This is a genomic window from Stenotrophomonas sp. 2201_Sma (assembly GCF_056486685.1).
Window position 1 is genome coordinate 4,242,131 of sequence record NZ_CM151329.1, and the last position, 14,073, is coordinate 4,256,203.

General features: G+C 68.2%; 14 protein-coding genes. 3 read left to right on the top strand and 11 right to left on the bottom strand.

The window, feature by feature from the left end; translation table 11 throughout:
• Positions 1 to 322 precede the first annotated feature (322 nt).
• From dinG to aroE, 3 genes are all read right to left on the bottom strand, one after another.
• The gene (gene dinG / locus ACZLIF_RS19480) at positions 323 to 2,425 is read right to left on the bottom strand and encodes an ATP-dependent DNA helicase DinG (protein WP_478462209.1); all 2,103 of its coding nucleotides are present in this window, start codon (positions 2,423 to 2,425) and stop codon (positions 323 to 325) included.
• 214 nt (positions 2,426 to 2,639) lie between these two features.
• Complete coding sequence (locus ACZLIF_RS19485; RefSeq protein ID WP_053517969.1) at positions 2,640 to 2,996, bottom strand: hypothetical protein; 357 nt, start codon at positions 2,994 to 2,996, stop codon at positions 2,640 to 2,642.
• Between the two features lie 3 nt (positions 2,997 to 2,999).
• The gene (aroE, locus tag ACZLIF_RS19490) at positions 3,000 to 3,845 is read right to left on the bottom strand and encodes a shikimate dehydrogenase (protein ID WP_065174307.1); all 846 of its coding nucleotides are present in this window, start codon (positions 3,843 to 3,845) and stop codon (positions 3,000 to 3,002) included.
• 48 nt (positions 3,846 to 3,893) lie between these two features.
• Between aroE and ACZLIF_RS19495 the strand changes: the two genes are divergently transcribed.
• Positions 3,894 to 4,757, top strand: coding sequence for a TolB family protein (locus ACZLIF_RS19495; protein ID WP_128990708.1), 864 nt, complete (start codon positions 3,894 to 3,896; stop codon positions 4,755 to 4,757).
• 21 nt (positions 4,758 to 4,778) lie between these two features.
• On the opposite strand, the gene ACZLIF_RS19500 is transcribed toward ACZLIF_RS19495, so the two are convergent.
• The 4 genes from ACZLIF_RS19500 to ACZLIF_RS19515 form a co-directional block, all read right to left on the bottom strand.
• On the bottom strand, positions 4,779 to 5,048 hold the full coding sequence (locus tag ACZLIF_RS19500; protein WP_053517966.1) for a hypothetical protein: 270 nt from the start codon (positions 5,046 to 5,048) through the stop codon (positions 4,779 to 4,781).
• Positions 5,049 to 5,081: 33 nt separating this feature from the next.
• A complete protein-coding gene (gene hemB, locus ACZLIF_RS19505; RefSeq protein WP_053517964.1) occupies positions 5,082 to 6,071 on the bottom strand; it encodes a porphobilinogen synthase in 990 nt (329 codons plus the stop codon).
• A 19-nt stretch (positions 6,072 to 6,090) separates the two neighbouring features.
• Complete coding sequence (locus ACZLIF_RS19510; RefSeq protein ID WP_053517963.1) at positions 6,091 to 7,008, bottom strand: bestrophin family protein; 918 nt, start codon at positions 7,006 to 7,008, stop codon at positions 6,091 to 6,093.
• 121 nt (positions 7,009 to 7,129) lie between these two features.
• Positions 7,130 to 7,378: a hypothetical protein gene (locus ACZLIF_RS19515; protein ID WP_006475755.1), complete on the bottom strand. Its 249-nt coding sequence runs from the start codon at positions 7,376 to 7,378 to the stop codon at positions 7,130 to 7,132.
• 182 nt (positions 7,379 to 7,560) lie between these two features.
• Between ACZLIF_RS19515 and ACZLIF_RS19520 the strand changes: the two genes are divergently transcribed.
• Both ACZLIF_RS19520 and ACZLIF_RS19525 read left to right on the top strand, forming a co-directional pair.
• Positions 7,561 to 8,019 carry a hypothetical protein gene (locus ACZLIF_RS19520; protein ID WP_053517962.1) on the top strand — a complete coding sequence of 153 codons (459 nt, stop codon included), beginning with the start codon at positions 7,561 to 7,563 and terminating at the stop codon, positions 8,017 to 8,019.
• 73 nt (positions 8,020 to 8,092) lie between these two features.
• Positions 8,093 to 8,560, top strand: coding sequence for a hypothetical protein (locus tag ACZLIF_RS19525; protein WP_478462211.1), 468 nt, complete (start codon positions 8,093 to 8,095; stop codon positions 8,558 to 8,560).
• Here the strand turns inward: ACZLIF_RS19525 and ACZLIF_RS19530 are convergent.
• From ACZLIF_RS19530 to ACZLIF_RS19545, 4 genes are all read right to left on the bottom strand, one after another.
• Positions 8,506 to 10,308 carry a DUF885 domain-containing protein gene (locus ACZLIF_RS19530; RefSeq protein ID WP_128990830.1) on the bottom strand — a complete coding sequence of 601 codons (1,803 nt, stop codon included), beginning with the start codon at positions 10,306 to 10,308 and terminating at the stop codon, positions 8,506 to 8,508. The two genes, ACZLIF_RS19525 and ACZLIF_RS19530, sit on opposite strands and share 55 nt — an antisense overlap.
• Positions 10,309 to 10,387: 79 nt before the next feature.
• Positions 10,388 to 10,906: a Coa1/Tim21 domain-containing protein gene (locus tag ACZLIF_RS19535; RefSeq protein WP_053519580.1), complete on the bottom strand. Its 519-nt coding sequence runs from the start codon at positions 10,904 to 10,906 to the stop codon at positions 10,388 to 10,390.
• 25 nt (positions 10,907 to 10,931) lie between these two features.
• Positions 10,932 to 13,160: a S9 family peptidase gene (locus tag ACZLIF_RS19540; protein ID WP_128989911.1), complete on the bottom strand. Its 2,229-nt coding sequence runs from the start codon at positions 13,158 to 13,160 to the stop codon at positions 10,932 to 10,934.
• Positions 13,161 to 13,353: 193 nt separating this feature from the next.
• Positions 13,354 to 14,043: a glutathione binding-like protein gene (locus tag ACZLIF_RS19545; protein ID WP_128989913.1), complete on the bottom strand. Its 690-nt coding sequence runs from the start codon at positions 14,041 to 14,043 to the stop codon at positions 13,354 to 13,356.
• Positions 14,044 to 14,073: the final 30 nt, after the last annotated feature.

Below are 14,073 nucleotides of genomic sequence, written 5' to 3' on the forward strand. Positions count from 1 at the left end.
GCACCTGACACAGGCCGCGCTTCGCGCTCGCCGGGCATGGCCCGGCGCTACCTTCCGATCGTCAGCCGATCACGCGCTCGAGCGGCGGCGGCGCGTCGCTGCCCGGAGATCCGGTAGCGCCGGGCCATGCCCGGCGGCATTCCGATCGTCAGCCGATCACGCGCTCGAGCGGCGGCGGCGCGTCGCTGCCCGGAGATCCGGTAGCGCCGGGCCATGCCCGGCGGCGTTCCGATCGTCAGCCGATCACGCGCTTGAACGGCGGCGGCGCGTCGCTGCCCGGAGATCCGGTAGCGCCGGGCCATGCCCGGCGGCGTTCCGATCGTCAGCCGATCACGCGCTTGAACGGCGGCAGTGCGTCGATGATGCGCTTGCCGTAACGGCGGGTCAGCAGCCGCGAATCGAGGATGACCACGCGCCCGGTATCGGTGGAGGTGCGGATCAGGCGGCCGGCGAACTGGGTCAGCGTGCGCAGCGCGTGTGGAATGGCGATCAGGTTGAACGCGTTGAGTCCACGCGCCTCGAACCACTCGCTCAGGGTAGCGGTCTGCGGATCGGTCGGCACCGCGAACGGTACCTGGGTGATCACCACGGTGGTGCAGGCTTCACCGGGCAGGTCGAGGCCCTCGCCGAACGAGTTCAGCCCGAACAGCACCGAGCCCTCGCCCGCCGCCACGCGCCGCAGGTGTTCGTCGATCAGCCGGGTCTTGGACATCTCGCCCTGTACCAGCACCTGCTTGCGGCGCGAGGCAGGCATCAGTCCGGCGACCTTCTCCATCTTCCAGCGCGAGGTGAACAGCACCATCGAGCCCTTGGCCCAGTCCAGCTCCGTGTCGAGGTAGCGCGCCACCTCGCGGGGATGGCCTTCGCGGTCGTCGGGCGTGACCGGAAATTTCGGCACGATCAACTCGGCCTGGTTCGGCAGGTCGAACGGCGAGGACAGCGAAACCATCTCGGCTTCCTCGGGAATGCCATTGTCGATCGCCAGCGACTGGAAATCGCCACCGCCGGTCAGCGTCGCCGAGGTCATCACCACCGAATCCACCTCGTCCCACAGCAGCTTGCGCAGCACATGCGCTGCCGAGACCGGTGAGCCATGCAGGACCAGATCGCCGTCGCGGGTGGCGGTGACCCAGCGCGCCATCGGCGGCGCACCGTCCTTGTCCTCGCGGCGCCAGGCCTGCCAGAGGTTGTACTGCTGCTCGATCATCTCCAGCGCCATGCCGAGGTTGCGCTGCAGGCGCTCACGCGCCGGGTCGTCCGGCTTGCCCTTGGCCACCTGCGCGGTGGCGGCATGCGCCCAGTTGTAGAGGCTGCGGGTATCGTCGGCCAGTGCTTCGATCGGTTCGCGCCACGCTTCCGGCAAGCGACCGTTGGCCGCGCGCCACATCGGTTCCTCGTCGGCCGGCGCTGGCATCCACACCGCTTCGACATGGTCGCGGAATGCGCGCAGCTGCTTGGCCACGTTGCTGGCGACGTCGATGGCTTCGTTCGGCAGCAGGTTGCCGAGGCGGTCCTTGTCGACCGCACGATACGCGCCGGCAATCAGGATCTGCAGGCGGCCGGTGCGTTTGGCCATCTCGTCCAGCGCCAGGCTGGCCGCGCCCTGGTCGATGGCGACGTTGCCGATGTGATGGCCCTCGTCCAGCACCAGCAGCATCTCCGAGGGCGCGGCGATCAATGGCTGGCCATTGTCACTGTCGCCGATCGACAGCGCCGACAGCAGCAGCGCGTGATTGGTCACCACGATCTGCGCATCACGCACGGTGTTGCGCGAGCGCAGCACCGCGCACTGCGCCGAATACGCACAGCGCCGCCCGGCACAACCCGACGCCGGCGTGGTGATGCGGCCACGCAGGCCCGGGCTGATGGTCTCCGGCGCATTGTCGATGTCACCGTCCCACTGACCGCTGGTGAAGGCGTCGGTCAGGCGCTTGGCGATGTCCATTTCGATCGGCGCCAGCGGCCGGTCGAACAGGGGCGCGTCATCCTCGAACATGCCGCCCTGCGAGCCCTCGCCCTGGGCCTCGGCGGCATTGCGCGTGCACAGGTAGCGGGTGCGGCCCTTGGCCAGGGCCACGGTCGCTTCCAGTCCGGTGGCCTTGAGGAAGTTCGGGATGTCGCGCTCGACCAGCTGCGACTGCAGCGCCACGGTACCGGTACTGATCACCAGCTTCTTCTTGCTGGCCAGCGCGATCGGCACGCCGGCAGTCAGGTAGCCCAGGCTCTTGCCGACGCCGGTGGGTGCCTCGACCACGCCCACGCCACCGCTTTTCGACAACGCGCGCGACACCACGCCGATCATCTGGCTCTGCGAGCGGCGCGTTGAGAAGCCGGGAGTGTTGGCCTGCAGCGTCGTATAAGCCTTGCGGATCGCGTCCTTCAAGGGCTCATCGAGCGTGCGCGGAGCGGCGACGGTTTCGGTCACGCCGGGAACTACCGTGGCTGGATCAGGCCGGTCATTGTCGCATGGCCGGCGGCCGGGACCGAGGCGCGTGCGCTGAACAGGGTCAGCGGCGTCGGGCCTTGGCGGTCATGGGCTGGATGGCGGTACAGCGCCGGGGCAGATGCGGCGCTTCCGCCGGGCAGATGCGGCTCTACCCGCCCATCGACGGTAGCGCCGGGCCATGCCCGGCACGACCTTACCGGCCTGCCACAGGCGGCCGCTGGCGCAGCAGGCGCACCAGCGCCCAGACCAGCAGCACCATGCCGATCGCTTCCACCATCGCCAGAGCGAAATGCAGCACGCCCAGGATGGCGCTCATGCTCGAAACCGCGCTGAAGTCACCGCTGCTGACCATCCACATCGGCAGGATGCCCGCTGCCATGCTGCCGAGGCTGGCCAGCAGCAACAGCAGCAGCCCGGCCAGCGCGCCGCTGCGGGTGGCATCACGCGGCGCACCCACCACCCACACCAGGCCCACGCACAGCGCGATCAGCACCGGCAGGCGCACGCCCACCATGCTCAGCACCGTCACCAGCAGGGTCATGTTGTCCATCGCTCAGTCCTCGCCGGCCAGCGCCAGGGCGCCCTGCCGCAGCTGCTGGTAGACCTCGTCGGTCTGCGGGCGCACACCGTGCCACTGCAGGAAGCTCTCGGCGGCCTGCTCGACCAGCATGCCCAGGCCATCGACGGTATTGCGGCACTGCGCCGCGCGCGCCCAGGCCAGGAACGCGATGGCCGCCTCGCCGTAGTTCAGGTCGACCGCGGTGGTCATCGAATTGACCAGCGACAGCGGCAGCTTGAACTCCACATCGCGGTCACGGCCGGCCGAGGTGGCGTTGACGATCAGCTCGAAGTCACCCAGCTCGCGCAGGTCTTCCCAGTAGCGGCTGATGGCGCGGCCCGGCTCGCCCATCGCGTCGATCAGTTCATCGGCGCGTTCCGGCGTACGGTTGACCACCACCAGCTCGGTGATGCCGGCATCGAGCAGCGCCGGGGCGACGCTGCGGGCCGAGCCGCCGGCGCCGATCATCAGCACCCGGCGGCCGCGCAGGTCCAAGCCATGGCGGTCGGTCAGGTCGCGCACCAGGCCGATGCCGTCGGTGGTGTCACCATGCCAGCGCTCGCCCTTGCGCAGCAGCGTGTTGACCGAACCGGCGCGGCGCGCACGGGCCGTCAGCGTGGTGCAGACCGCAAACGCGGCTTCCTTGTGCGGCAGGGTGACGTTGGCACCGACACCACCTTCGGCGGCGAATGCTTCCAGGCCGGCGAGGAAGGCGTCGGGGGCAAGGTCGATCGTGCGGTAGTCGATGGCGATGCCTTCCTGGCGACCGAACGTCGCGTGGATCTGCGGCGACTTCGAGTGGGCGACGGGGTGTCCGAAGACGGCGTAACGGTCGGTCATGGATTCCTCAAGCTGGCTAGACTGATGCTCTTTCGTGCACGGACCCGGATGATGCGCATCACCCCGACCCTGCTGGTGCTTGCCGCCAGTCTACTCTCTGCCCCCGTGGCGATGGCGTTGAACGAGTACGGCATCGAAGGCATGGGCGTGGTCTCGACCCGTGCCGACGAGGCTCGCGGCACGATCAGTGCCGACGGCCAGCGCATCGTTTTCGCCCGCCGCGGCGAGGGCGGCTGGGGCCTGTGGCAGGCCCGCCTGATCGATGGCCGCTGGCAGCAGGCACAGGCCCTGGCGGTCGATGTCAGCGGTGAGGCCCGGGATCCCTACTACAGCCGCGATGGCCGCTGGCTGCTGTTCGCGGCGGGCACCGAAGGCCAGCTGGCGCTGTACCGTGCCGCCGTGACCCGCGATGGCCAGCTTGGCAACGCACAGGCCCTGCGCGGCGAGCGTGGGCGGTACGAAGAGCGCGGTCCAGCGCTGAGCATGGATGGCCGGCGGCTGTTGTTCGCGCGCCAGCAGGGCCGTGACGCCGGTTGGGATCTGTTCGTGGCCACCCTGGATGCCGAGGGCGCGCGGGGCCCGGCCACCGCGTTGGCGGCATTGAACAGCGCCGATGACGAGACTGACGCTGACTGGCTGGGCAACGATGGCGCCGTGGTGTTCAGTCGTGGCAGCGGCACGAGCGCGCAGGTATGGAGCAGCGGGTGCGCCTGGAGCGGCGTGGCGCTGCAGCCGCTGGGGCTGTCCTTCAACCAGGCAGGCGGCTGGACCGGTGCGCCGGTGATCGACAACGCCAAGCCGGGGGAAATGCTGGTCGCCAGCAGTGCGGCGAAGGCGCCGCGTGCCGGGGGCGTGGATCTCTACCGGTTGGCGGTACCGAAAGTGCCTGCCGTGGCCGGGTGCATGCGGTAGATCCCGGCCCGGGCACCGCAATCAGCGCGACAGCACCTTGGCGCGCTGCTGTTCGTAGTCCGCCTCGCTCAGCTGGCCCCTGTCCTTGCGCTGGTTGAGCGCGGCCAGTTCGGCCTGCACGCTGTCCGGCAGGGACTGTTCACGGGCGATCCGACGGGCGGCGGAGAGCTGCTCGGGAGGGCGTTTGCTCGCCCGCCAGGCTGCGATGAACACGCCGACGATGACGGCACCGAACACCAGCGTGCCGACGCCCCAGATCAGCCATTGCATCCATCCCAGTTCGGGTCCCATCAGCCGTTCCTCCCTCCATCGATGGCGCTATTGTCAGCGCTCGCGCAGCCAGCGCGCCACCTGTGGCGCGAAATAGGTCAGCACGCCATCGGCGCCGGCGCGCTTGAAACCAAGCAGCGACTCCATCACGCAGGCGCGCTCGTCCAGCCAGCCATTGGCGAACGCCGCTTTCATCATCGCGTACTCGCCACTGACCTGGTAGGCGAAGGTGGGCACGCCGAACTGTTCCTTCACGCGACGCACCAGATCCAGATACGGCATGCCCGGCTTGACCATCACCATGTCAGCGCCCTCTTCCAGATCCAGCGCGATCTCGCGCATCGCCTCGTCGCCGTTGGCCGGGTCCATCTGGTAGGTCTTCTTGTCCGCCTTGCCGAGGCTGGCCGCGCTGCCCACCGCGTCGCGGAACGGGCCGTAGAAGGCCGAGGCGTACTTGGCCGAGTAGGCCATGATGCGCACATTGAGGTGATGGTCGGCATCGAGCGCACGGCGGATCGCGCCGATGCGGCCATCCATCATGTCCGACGGCGAGACGATGTCCGCGCCGGCTTCGGCATGCGACAACGACTGCTTGACCAGCGCTTCGACCGTGATGTCGTTGAGCACGTAGCCCTTGTCATCGATGATGCCGTCCTGGCCGTGGGTGGTGTAGGGGTCCAGCGCCACATCGGTCATCACGCCCAGCTCCGGGAAGCGCGACTTCAGGGCGCGGATCGCACGCTGCGCCAGTCCGTCCTCCGCCCATGCCGCCGAGGCATCCAGCGACTTCTGCGAGGCGTCGATCACCGGGAACAGATCGATCACCGGGATTCCCAGCTCCAGCGCCTCTTCGGCCACTTTCAGCAGTTCCTCGATGGACAACCGCTCCACACCGGGCATCGACGGCACAGCGGTGCGGCCGGCCGGTTCGTGCACGAACACCGGATAGATCAGATCGTCGGTGGTCAGCGTGTTCTCGCGCATGAGGCGGCGTGAGAACTCGTCATGGCGCATGCGCCGCGGGCGGTAGTGGGGATGAGGCATGGCAGGCTCCGAGGAGTGGCTAGTGCAACAGGTAGCCCTGCGGCAGCAGGGGTTCGGGCAGGGGGCGTTCACCGAGCGCGTCGAGCTGGTCGATCTCGATCGTGCGCACCAGTGCGTCCAGCGGCAGATCGTTCGGCTCCAGGCCGAACGGATCTTCCATTTCTTCGCCAAGCTGGTCCAGGCCGAAGAAGGCGTAGGCCAGCACCGCCGACAGCACCGGCGTGCCCCAGCCCAGCGAACTGGCCAAGCCGAACGGCAGCAGCACACAGAACATCCACGCGCAGCGGTGCAGCAGCAGGGTGTAGGCGAACGGCAGCGGCGTGGTCAGGATCCGCTCGCAGCCTGCCTGGATCGAGGACATCGCATGCAGGCGGTCTTCCAGCTGGGCGTACAGGATCGGATCGAGATCGCCGCTGCGCAGCGCCTGCGCCAGTTCGGCGGCGATCATCGCCAGCAATGCATCGGGGACGTTCTCGCGCTCGGCCAGCTGCGCACGCTGGCGCTTGTCCAGCCACGGCAGGGCCGCCAGCGCCACGATGCGGCCGCGCAGGCGGGCGGCCAGCGCATGGGCGAAGGCGGTGGCCAGATAGGCGATGCGACGGCGGCGGCCTGCGTCATCCACCAGCAGCAGGTTCACCTGCCGGGCCAGTGAGCGCGATTCGAACACCAGCTGCCCCCACAGCTTGCGGCCTTCCCACCAACGCTCGTAGCAGGCGCTGTTGCGGAAGCTCAGGAAGATCGACAGGACCAGGCCCAGCAGGGTGAACGGCGTGACCGAGACGCGCTCGATGCCGATCGGCGGCGCCAGTTCCACCACCGCGGCGACGGCGATGGACAGGATCAGGATGGCCAGCACCTTCGGTGCGATCGCCGGAACGATCGATCCGCGCAGGATGTACAGCAGTTGCCAGCCGTGGGGACGAGGTCGGATGATCATGGGGCAGCCGCGCCGGGCGCGGATTCACAGGCACGCGCAGGCTCGCGCAGCCGTTCATTGTACGCCCCTGCCCGGCTGCGGGCCGCAGCCCTGCGACGCCCGGTCGCACCCGGCCACAGGTTCAGATCACGCCACCGCCCAGGCCCAGGCGCAGGATGCCCACCACCACCACGATGCCGTTCAGGACCAGGCCGGCCCAGGCCCGGCCGCGCTTGCTCGGGTGGGTGAACAGGATGCCCAGCGCGGCGATCACCGCGCCGACCGCAGCGAACGGAATCAGGAACCAGTTGCCCCAGCCCAGCAGCGGTATCAGCGCCAGGATCATCCACAGCAGCGCCAGTACACCCCACAACAGACTGATCACACCCATCGCCGCTCTCCCGCAGTTGGTTCCTGGCCTCAACCATAGACGTTCCGGCCGCCGTCGCCTACTCCCGTTGGCGGGCCGCTCACCTCGGCCGTGCTAGCGTCTGGATGCCCAGCGCACAGGGCGTTGGCGCCGATTCAGAGTGGCCCACCGATGATCCCATCCAGTCCTGCAGGGGTATTGCCATGAACATCCGTTGGGCCGCACTGGCGGCCATGCTGCTGGCCGCCGCCGGTTGTGCCAGCACCTCCAAGGTCATGCTGGGCCGCGCACGGGCGCCAATCGACCCGGCGCAGGTGCAGATCTATTCAACGCCGCCGGCCGGCTCGCAGGAGATCGCCCAGCTGGAATCCGCCTCGGCGGTGGGCTTCGGCACCCAGGGCCAGACCGACGCCGCCGTGGCGCGGCTGAAGCGCGAAGCCGCAGCACTGGGCGCCAACGGCGTAGTGCTGATGGGCGTGGGCAGCAGCGGCTCGCCGGTGGGCATGTCCGTGGGCGCCGGCAGCTATGGTTCGCATGTGGGCGGCGGTCTCGGCATTGGTATTCCGACCACGCAGAAGCGCGCCGCAGGCGTGGCGATCTGGGTGCCGAACCCGGCGCCGCCGGCACGGTTGCCGACCCAGGTGATCACGCCGCAGCGGTGACGCAGCAGCGTCACCGCGGATAGCGCCGGGCCGTGCCCGGCGGCATTTCGCTCTCCCGCTGCGCTCGCCGGGCATGGCCCGGCGCTACCGTTATTTCTTCCGGTACTTTCGGCGCGAACACCGGGCCTCGGCGTGGCATTCCGACCATGCGGTAGCGACGGGCCGTGCCCGGCGGCATTTCGCTTTCCCGCCGCGCTCGCCGGGCATGGCCCGGCGCTACCGTTACTTCTTCCGGTACTTTCGGCATGAACACCGGGCCTCGGCGTGGCATTCCGACCATGCGGTAGCGACGGGCCGTGCCCGGCGGCATTTCGCTTTCCCGCCGCGCTCGCCGGGCATGGCCCGGCGCTACCGTTACTTCTTCCGGTACTTTCGGCATGAACACCGGGCCTCGGCGTGGCATTCCGACCATGCGGTAGCGACGGGCCGTGCCCGGCGGCATTTCGCTTTCCCGCTGCGCTCGCCGGGCATGGCCCGGCGCTACCGTTACTTCTTCCGGTACTTCGGCACGAACACCTGGTTCACTGCGTCGGCCAGCTGATCCGGCGGCAGCAGGCCCTGGTCGAGCAGGAAGTTGTTGAACGCCAGGCGGTCGAACTTCGCACCCAGTGCCAGTTCGGTCTGCATGCGCAGCTCCAGGATGCGGGTGTAGCCATAGAAGTAGCTGCCCGCCTGGCCGGGCATGCGCACGGTGTAGCGGTCCAGCTCCTGGGTGGCCATGGCCTTGGACAGGCCGACCTGTTCGATCAGCACCCGTTCGCCGTTTGCACGGTCGGTCAGGCCGAGGTTGAGCATCGGATCAAGCATCGCGCGCGCGGCGCGAAGCAGGCGGAACTGCAGGGCGATCATCTGCCCGTCCAGAGGCTCGTACGGCACCATCTCCGCTTCGGCGTACAGCGCCCAGCCTTCCACGTTCACCGAATTGAACGCGAACATGGTGCGCGCGAGCGAGACGCCGCGCTCGACCATCGCGGTGAACTGCAACTCGTGGCCGGGACGGCCCTCATGTGCGCTCAGGGTCCACGCGGCCGCACCGAAGTTGAAGTCGTCGTACTGGGCGCCGGCACCGGCCGCCGGGTTGCCCAATGGCAGTACGAAGGTGCCCTGCTGCCCGGTGTTGTTCACCAGCGGTGCCGGCAGGAAATGCGGTGCCGGGCTGGCGGCGCTCTCGGCAGCCGAACCCAGGCGCATCTGCATGGCGCGCTTGGGCACGTCGACAATGCCATGCTCGCGGATCAGTGGATCGATGGCGTCGATCACCTTGCGATAGTGGCCTTCGAGCTGGTCGTCGGCGATCTTGTCGGCCTTCAGTGCGCGGATCACGGCGACCGGATCGGTCGGGTCGGCGACCTTCAGGCCCTTCTCCTTCACCACCAGCGGCGCCAGCTGCTGCATCGCCGAGCGGGTTTCCATGAACTCCAGTTGGGCACGCTGCATCAGCAGCTTCGGGTCGATGTCGATGCCGACCTGCTTGAGCTGGTATGCGTAGAGCGGCGCCGGCAGGCGCGTGTCGGTACGCGCCTTCGGCAGCACCTCCTTGCGCGTCCAGGCCGCGTACTCCTTCATCTGCCCCGCCAGGGCCCCCATCGCTTCATCGGCACCGCTGATCTGGTACTTCTTCAGCAGCGACTCGATGCCGCTGATGTAGGTCTCGACGTTGTCCAGCGACTGCTGCACTTCGATCTTCGTCGGCTGCAGCAGCGCGCTGTCCTTCAGGCGTTCTTCGTAGCGCTGGCGCGCCAGCGTGGTGAAGGCGGTGCCGCCCGGCGTCAGCCCGGCGTACGCCTTGAGGCGATCAAGCGCCTTGGCCCGGCGCTCGGCCGGCACCTGGTCGGACAGCAGAAGATTGAGGCCGCTGAACACCGTCTGCGGCGCATCGGTCCACGGCAGCAGGTACTTGTCGTTGAGCTCGCTGCCCTCGATGTTCTGGTTGGCGGCGTGGATCATGATCTGCAGGTCCTGGCGGACGTTGGGATCCTTCTCCGTGGCCAGCCTGGCCTGCAGCTCGTCGCGCGCCTTGGCGGTCGCGGCACGGAAGCGCGCGCCGTTGTCCGGGCCGAGGTCGGCCACCTTGTCGTCATAGCCCGGCACGCCGAAGAAGCCGGTCTGCTCGGGCTGGAACGGTCCCTGCGCGTCGAGCAGGATCTGCGCCAGCGCATTGCTGCGCGCGACCCAGGCGGGGCTGGCAGGCGTGGTGGCCTTGGCGGCCGGTGCGGCCAGGGCCGGGGGGGCGGACAGCAGCGGTGCAGCGGTCAGGGCCAGGGCGACGGCCAGCGCGATCGGCTTCATGAAGCACTCCAGGACAGGGTTGCCCGCACCCTACGCGCTCATGGCGATGGCGACAATCGGTGGGAAGTCATGGCGCCGGTCAGAACGCGGCCGTCATCGGGCAGCCACCGCGCTCGCGGCAGGCCTGCAGTTCGCACTCCTGCGCAGCCTCCTCATCGTCCAGCGCGGTCAGATCGAAGGTCTGTTTGTCCGCACCCAGCACATACATCACCGGGTAGTCCCAGACATCGTCGCGGCGGATGCCCTGCACGAACAGGCGACCGTGCGCATGGGCCCCTTCCAGCGACACGGTCAGGCCCACATCGCGCTCACCGGTGATCGCGGTCTGCATGCTGCCCAATGGCAGCGAGCCGGCGCGCAGCGGTTCGCCGAAGGCCTCCACCAGCTCGATGCTGCATCCGGCGCGCCGCATCGCCTCACGCATCGGCGGACTCTCGCGTGCGGCTTCGCCCCAGCGCATCACACTCCATGCCGCGGAACCGCCCAGTACGCCCAGGAACACCACCACGGTCAGTGGCATCGCCCATCGCCAGTGACGGCGCCACCAGCCGGGGGGATGGGCGGGATGGCCAGGAACAGGGGGGGGCAGGTGGTTCATCGGCGGGCTCCTTCCCGGTTGTGACTCAGGGTTTCAGGCAACGTCCCAGGAACGCTTCCGCCACACGGTAGCGGTGCAGCGCATCGGCACCGGACAGGCCATGCTTGGCGCCCGGGTAGGTCATCAGTTCGAAGGGCTGGCCGCGCTTCTGCAGCGCACTCATCAGGCTGGTCGAATTGGTGAACAGCACGTTGTCATCGGCCATGCCGTGGATCAGCAGCAGGGGTGAGCGCAGTCCGTCGATGTGGGTCAGCACGCGCGCTTCGCGATAACCGGCCTCGTTGCGTGCCGGCAGATCCATGTAGCGTTCGGTGTAATGGCTGTCGTACAGCCCCCAGTCGGTGACCGGTGCACCGGCCACGCCGCAGGCATAGCTGTCGGACGCCTTGGCCAGCAGCATCAGGGTCATGTAACCGCCGTTGGACCAGCCCTGCACGCCGATGCGCGCGGGGTCGACCCAGGGTTGCTGCTTCAGCCATGCCACGCCGCGCAGCTGGTCGGTCACCTCCACCGTGCCCTGCCTGCCATAGAGCGCGCCGCCGAACTCACGGCCACGCCGTGGGGTGCCACGGTTGTCGAGCGAGAACACCACGTAGCCCTGCTGCGCCAGGTACTGGTTGAACAGATGATCGCCACGTCCGGGCCAGCTGTCGGTGACGGTCTGGCTGGCCGGGCCGCCATAGACGTACACCGCCACCGGATAGCGCTTGGAGGGATCGAAGCCGGCAGGCTTGATCAGGCTGTAGTTGAGCGGCGTCCGGCCATCGGCAGCGGTCAGGGTGCCGAATTCGACCGGTCGCTGCGCATCGCGATAGCGCGCGTAGGGATGCTTGGGATCGGCCAGATCATTGTCCACCAGCGTCGCGATCTTCTCACCGTTGGCGCGGTACAGCTCGATCTGCGGCGGTGTGGTGCTGTTGGACCAGCTGTCGACATAGACACTGGCGTTGCGCGCGAAGCTGGCGCTGTGCATGCCCGGCGCCTTGGACAGCCGCTGTGGCGCCTGTCCGCCCTGCAGCGGGACGGAGTAGATCTGGCTCTCGCGCGACGTCTCGATGCCGGCGCGGAAATAGGCCTTGCCGGCCGCTTCATCCACAGCCAGCAGTTCATCCACGGGCCAGTCACCGTGGGTCAGCGCGGTGGCCTTGCCCGTGCTGTCGATGCGGTACAGATGCTGGAAGCCGGTACGCTCGGACGACCACAGCATGCTGCCGTCCTGCAGGAAGCGCAGGCTGTTGTGCAGTGGCACCCAGGTGGGGCTGGTTTCATGGGCAAGCACGCGCTGACGGTTTGAGTCCAATGCCACTTCCACCAGATCCAGCTGCCTCTGGTCACGCGACTGGCGCTGGAACGTCAGGTGCTGGGCATCACGCCAATCCACGCGCGCCAGGTAGATGTCCTGTTCATTGCCCAGGTCGATCCAGCGCGGCTGTGCCGCGGCGGCCGGCGCGATCACGCCCAGCTGCACGCGCACATTGGCATCGCCGGCGGCCGGGTAACGCTGTTCGATGACATCGGTGCGGTCTGCATAGACCTCGTAGCGCTTCTGTACCGGTACCGGTGCCTCGTCGATGCGTGCGAAGGCGATGGCCGAATCATCCGGCGCCCACCAGTAGCCGGTGTGGCGGTCCATTTCCTCGTCGGCCACGAACTCGGCCACACCGTTGCCGATGGTGGCGCTGCCATCGCCGGTCAGCTGCAGCTGGCTGCCATTGGCCAGATCGATCACCCACAGGTTGCGGCCGCGGATGAAGCTGACGAAGCCGCCTTTCGGCGACAGCTTGGCGTCGGTGGCAAAGCCTTCGCCGTGGGTCAGCTGGCGTACTGCTGCCGGACCCTGCTGCTTCAGGTCGTACAGGTAGAGCTCGCCGCCGAGCGGGAACAACAGGCGCTGTGCGTCCGGCGACCACTGGTAATCGACGATGCCGGTCATCGCCGCGATGCGCTGGCGCTCGCGGCGGGCCTTCTCCTCGTCGCTGAGGGTCTCGGTGCCCGGCAGCACCACCTTGGAGTCGACCAGCAGGCGGGTCTGGCCGCTGGCGATGTCGTAGGTCCACAGATCCAGCTGGTTGCGGTCGCTGTCCTTGCCGCGCAGGAAGCTGACCTGCGAACCGTCCGGAGCGACCTTGGGCTTCATCAGGGTCGGCCCGGACAGCGGCAATGGACCGGTGATGGCTTCCAGCGTCAGTTTTTCAGCGTGGGCGGCAGTACTGGTGGCGAGCATGAGGGCAAGCGAAGCGAACAGGTGGCGCATGGAGGATCCCGGCAAACGGCAGGTCCGCCACCGCAGCATGTGCGGTGGCGATCAGCCCCCATCCTAACCAAGCCCGTGCGGGAAGGCAGCATGACCTTCTGCCCATGGCAGGGACCGGGCACGGCACATCGGCCGTTGACGGGCGGGTAGCGCCGGGCCAGGCCCGGCGAGCGCAGCGGCCTGCGCAGGACCCTCAGCGCTGGCCGAACAGATGCTTGCGCTCGTCATCGCTGAGCGGCTTGCCGGCGTTCGGATTGACCTGCTGGCGCAGCGCATACGCCCGCTGGGTGGCCGGGCGGGCGGCGATGGCCTGATGCCAGCGCTTGAGGTTCGGGAAGGCATCGAAATCTACCGGCAGCGCATCGTAGGCACCGACCCACGGATAGCTGGCCATGTCGGCGATGGTGTACTCCTCGCCGGCCAGGAAGGCATGCCCGGCCAGACGCTTGTCCATCACCCCATGCAGGCGCCGCACCTCGCTGTCGTAGCGCTCGATGGCGTAAGGAATCTTCTGCGGTGCGTAGACATTGAAATGCCCCATCTGGCCGCTCATCGGGCCCAGCCCGGCCATCTGCCAGAACAGCCATTCCAGCGTGGCGATGCGCCCACGCGCATCGGTGGGCAGGAAGCGACCGGTCTTCTCGGCCAGGTACAGCAGGATCGCACCGGATTCGAACACGCTCTGCGGCGCGCCGCCGTCAGCCGGCGCATGGTCGACGATGGCCGGCATCTTGTTGTTGGGCGAGATCGCCAGGAAGTCCGGCTTGAACTGGTCACCCGATCCGATGTTGACCGGGTGGATGCGGTACTCCAGCCCGCTTTCCTCCAGCATCAGGGTGACTTTATGGCCGTTCGGGGTAGGCCAGTAATACAGATCGATCATGGCAGCGGCTCGGGTGCGGTAAGGAACCTG

What these genes read in the sequence shown, in the direction of transcription:
- ACZLIF_RS19485 (WP_053517969.1), bottom strand. Translation starts at nt 2,996, where the DNA reads ATGGACAACATGACCCTGCTGGTGACGGTGCTGAGCATGGTGGGCGTG.
- aroE (WP_065174307.1), bottom strand. Translation starts at nt 3,845, where the DNA reads ATGACCGACCGTTACGCCGTCTTCGGACACCCCGTCGCCCACTCGAAG.
- ACZLIF_RS19495 (WP_128990708.1), top strand. Translation starts at nt 3,894, where the DNA reads ATGATGCGCATCACCCCGACCCTGCTGGTGCTTGCCGCCAGTCTACTC.
- ACZLIF_RS19500 (WP_053517966.1), bottom strand. Translation starts at nt 5,048, where the DNA reads ATGGGACCCGAACTGGGATGGATGCAATGGCTGATCTGGGGCGTCGGC.
- hemB (WP_053517964.1), bottom strand. Translation starts at nt 6,071, where the DNA reads ATGCCTCATCCCCACTACCGCCCGCGGCGCATGCGCCATGACGAGTTC.
- ACZLIF_RS19510 (WP_053517963.1), bottom strand. Translation starts at nt 7,008, where the DNA reads ATGATCATCCGACCTCGTCCCCACGGCTGGCAACTGCTGTACATCCTG.
- ACZLIF_RS19515 (WP_006475755.1), bottom strand. Translation starts at nt 7,378, where the DNA reads ATGGGTGTGATCAGTCTGTTGTGGGGTGTACTGGCGCTGCTGTGGATG.
- ACZLIF_RS19520 (WP_053517962.1), top strand. Translation starts at nt 7,561, where the DNA reads ATGAACATCCGTTGGGCCGCACTGGCGGCCATGCTGCTGGCCGCCGCC.
- ACZLIF_RS19525 (WP_478462211.1), top strand. Translation starts at nt 8,093, where the DNA reads ATGGCCCGGCGCTACCGTTATTTCTTCCGGTACTTTCGGCGCGAACAC.
- ACZLIF_RS19530 (WP_128990830.1), bottom strand. Translation starts at nt 10,308, where the DNA reads ATGAAGCCGATCGCGCTGGCCGTCGCCCTGGCCCTGACCGCTGCACCG.
- ACZLIF_RS19535 (WP_053519580.1), bottom strand. Translation starts at nt 10,906, where the DNA reads ATGAACCACCTGCCCCCCCCTGTTCCTGGCCATCCCGCCCATCCCCCC.
- ACZLIF_RS19540 (WP_128989911.1), bottom strand. Translation starts at nt 13,160, where the DNA reads ATGCGCCACCTGTTCGCTTCGCTTGCCCTCATGCTCGCCACCAGTACT.
- ACZLIF_RS19545 (WP_128989913.1), bottom strand. Translation starts at nt 14,043, where the DNA reads ATGATCGATCTGTATTACTGGCCTACCCCGAACGGCCATAAAGTCACC.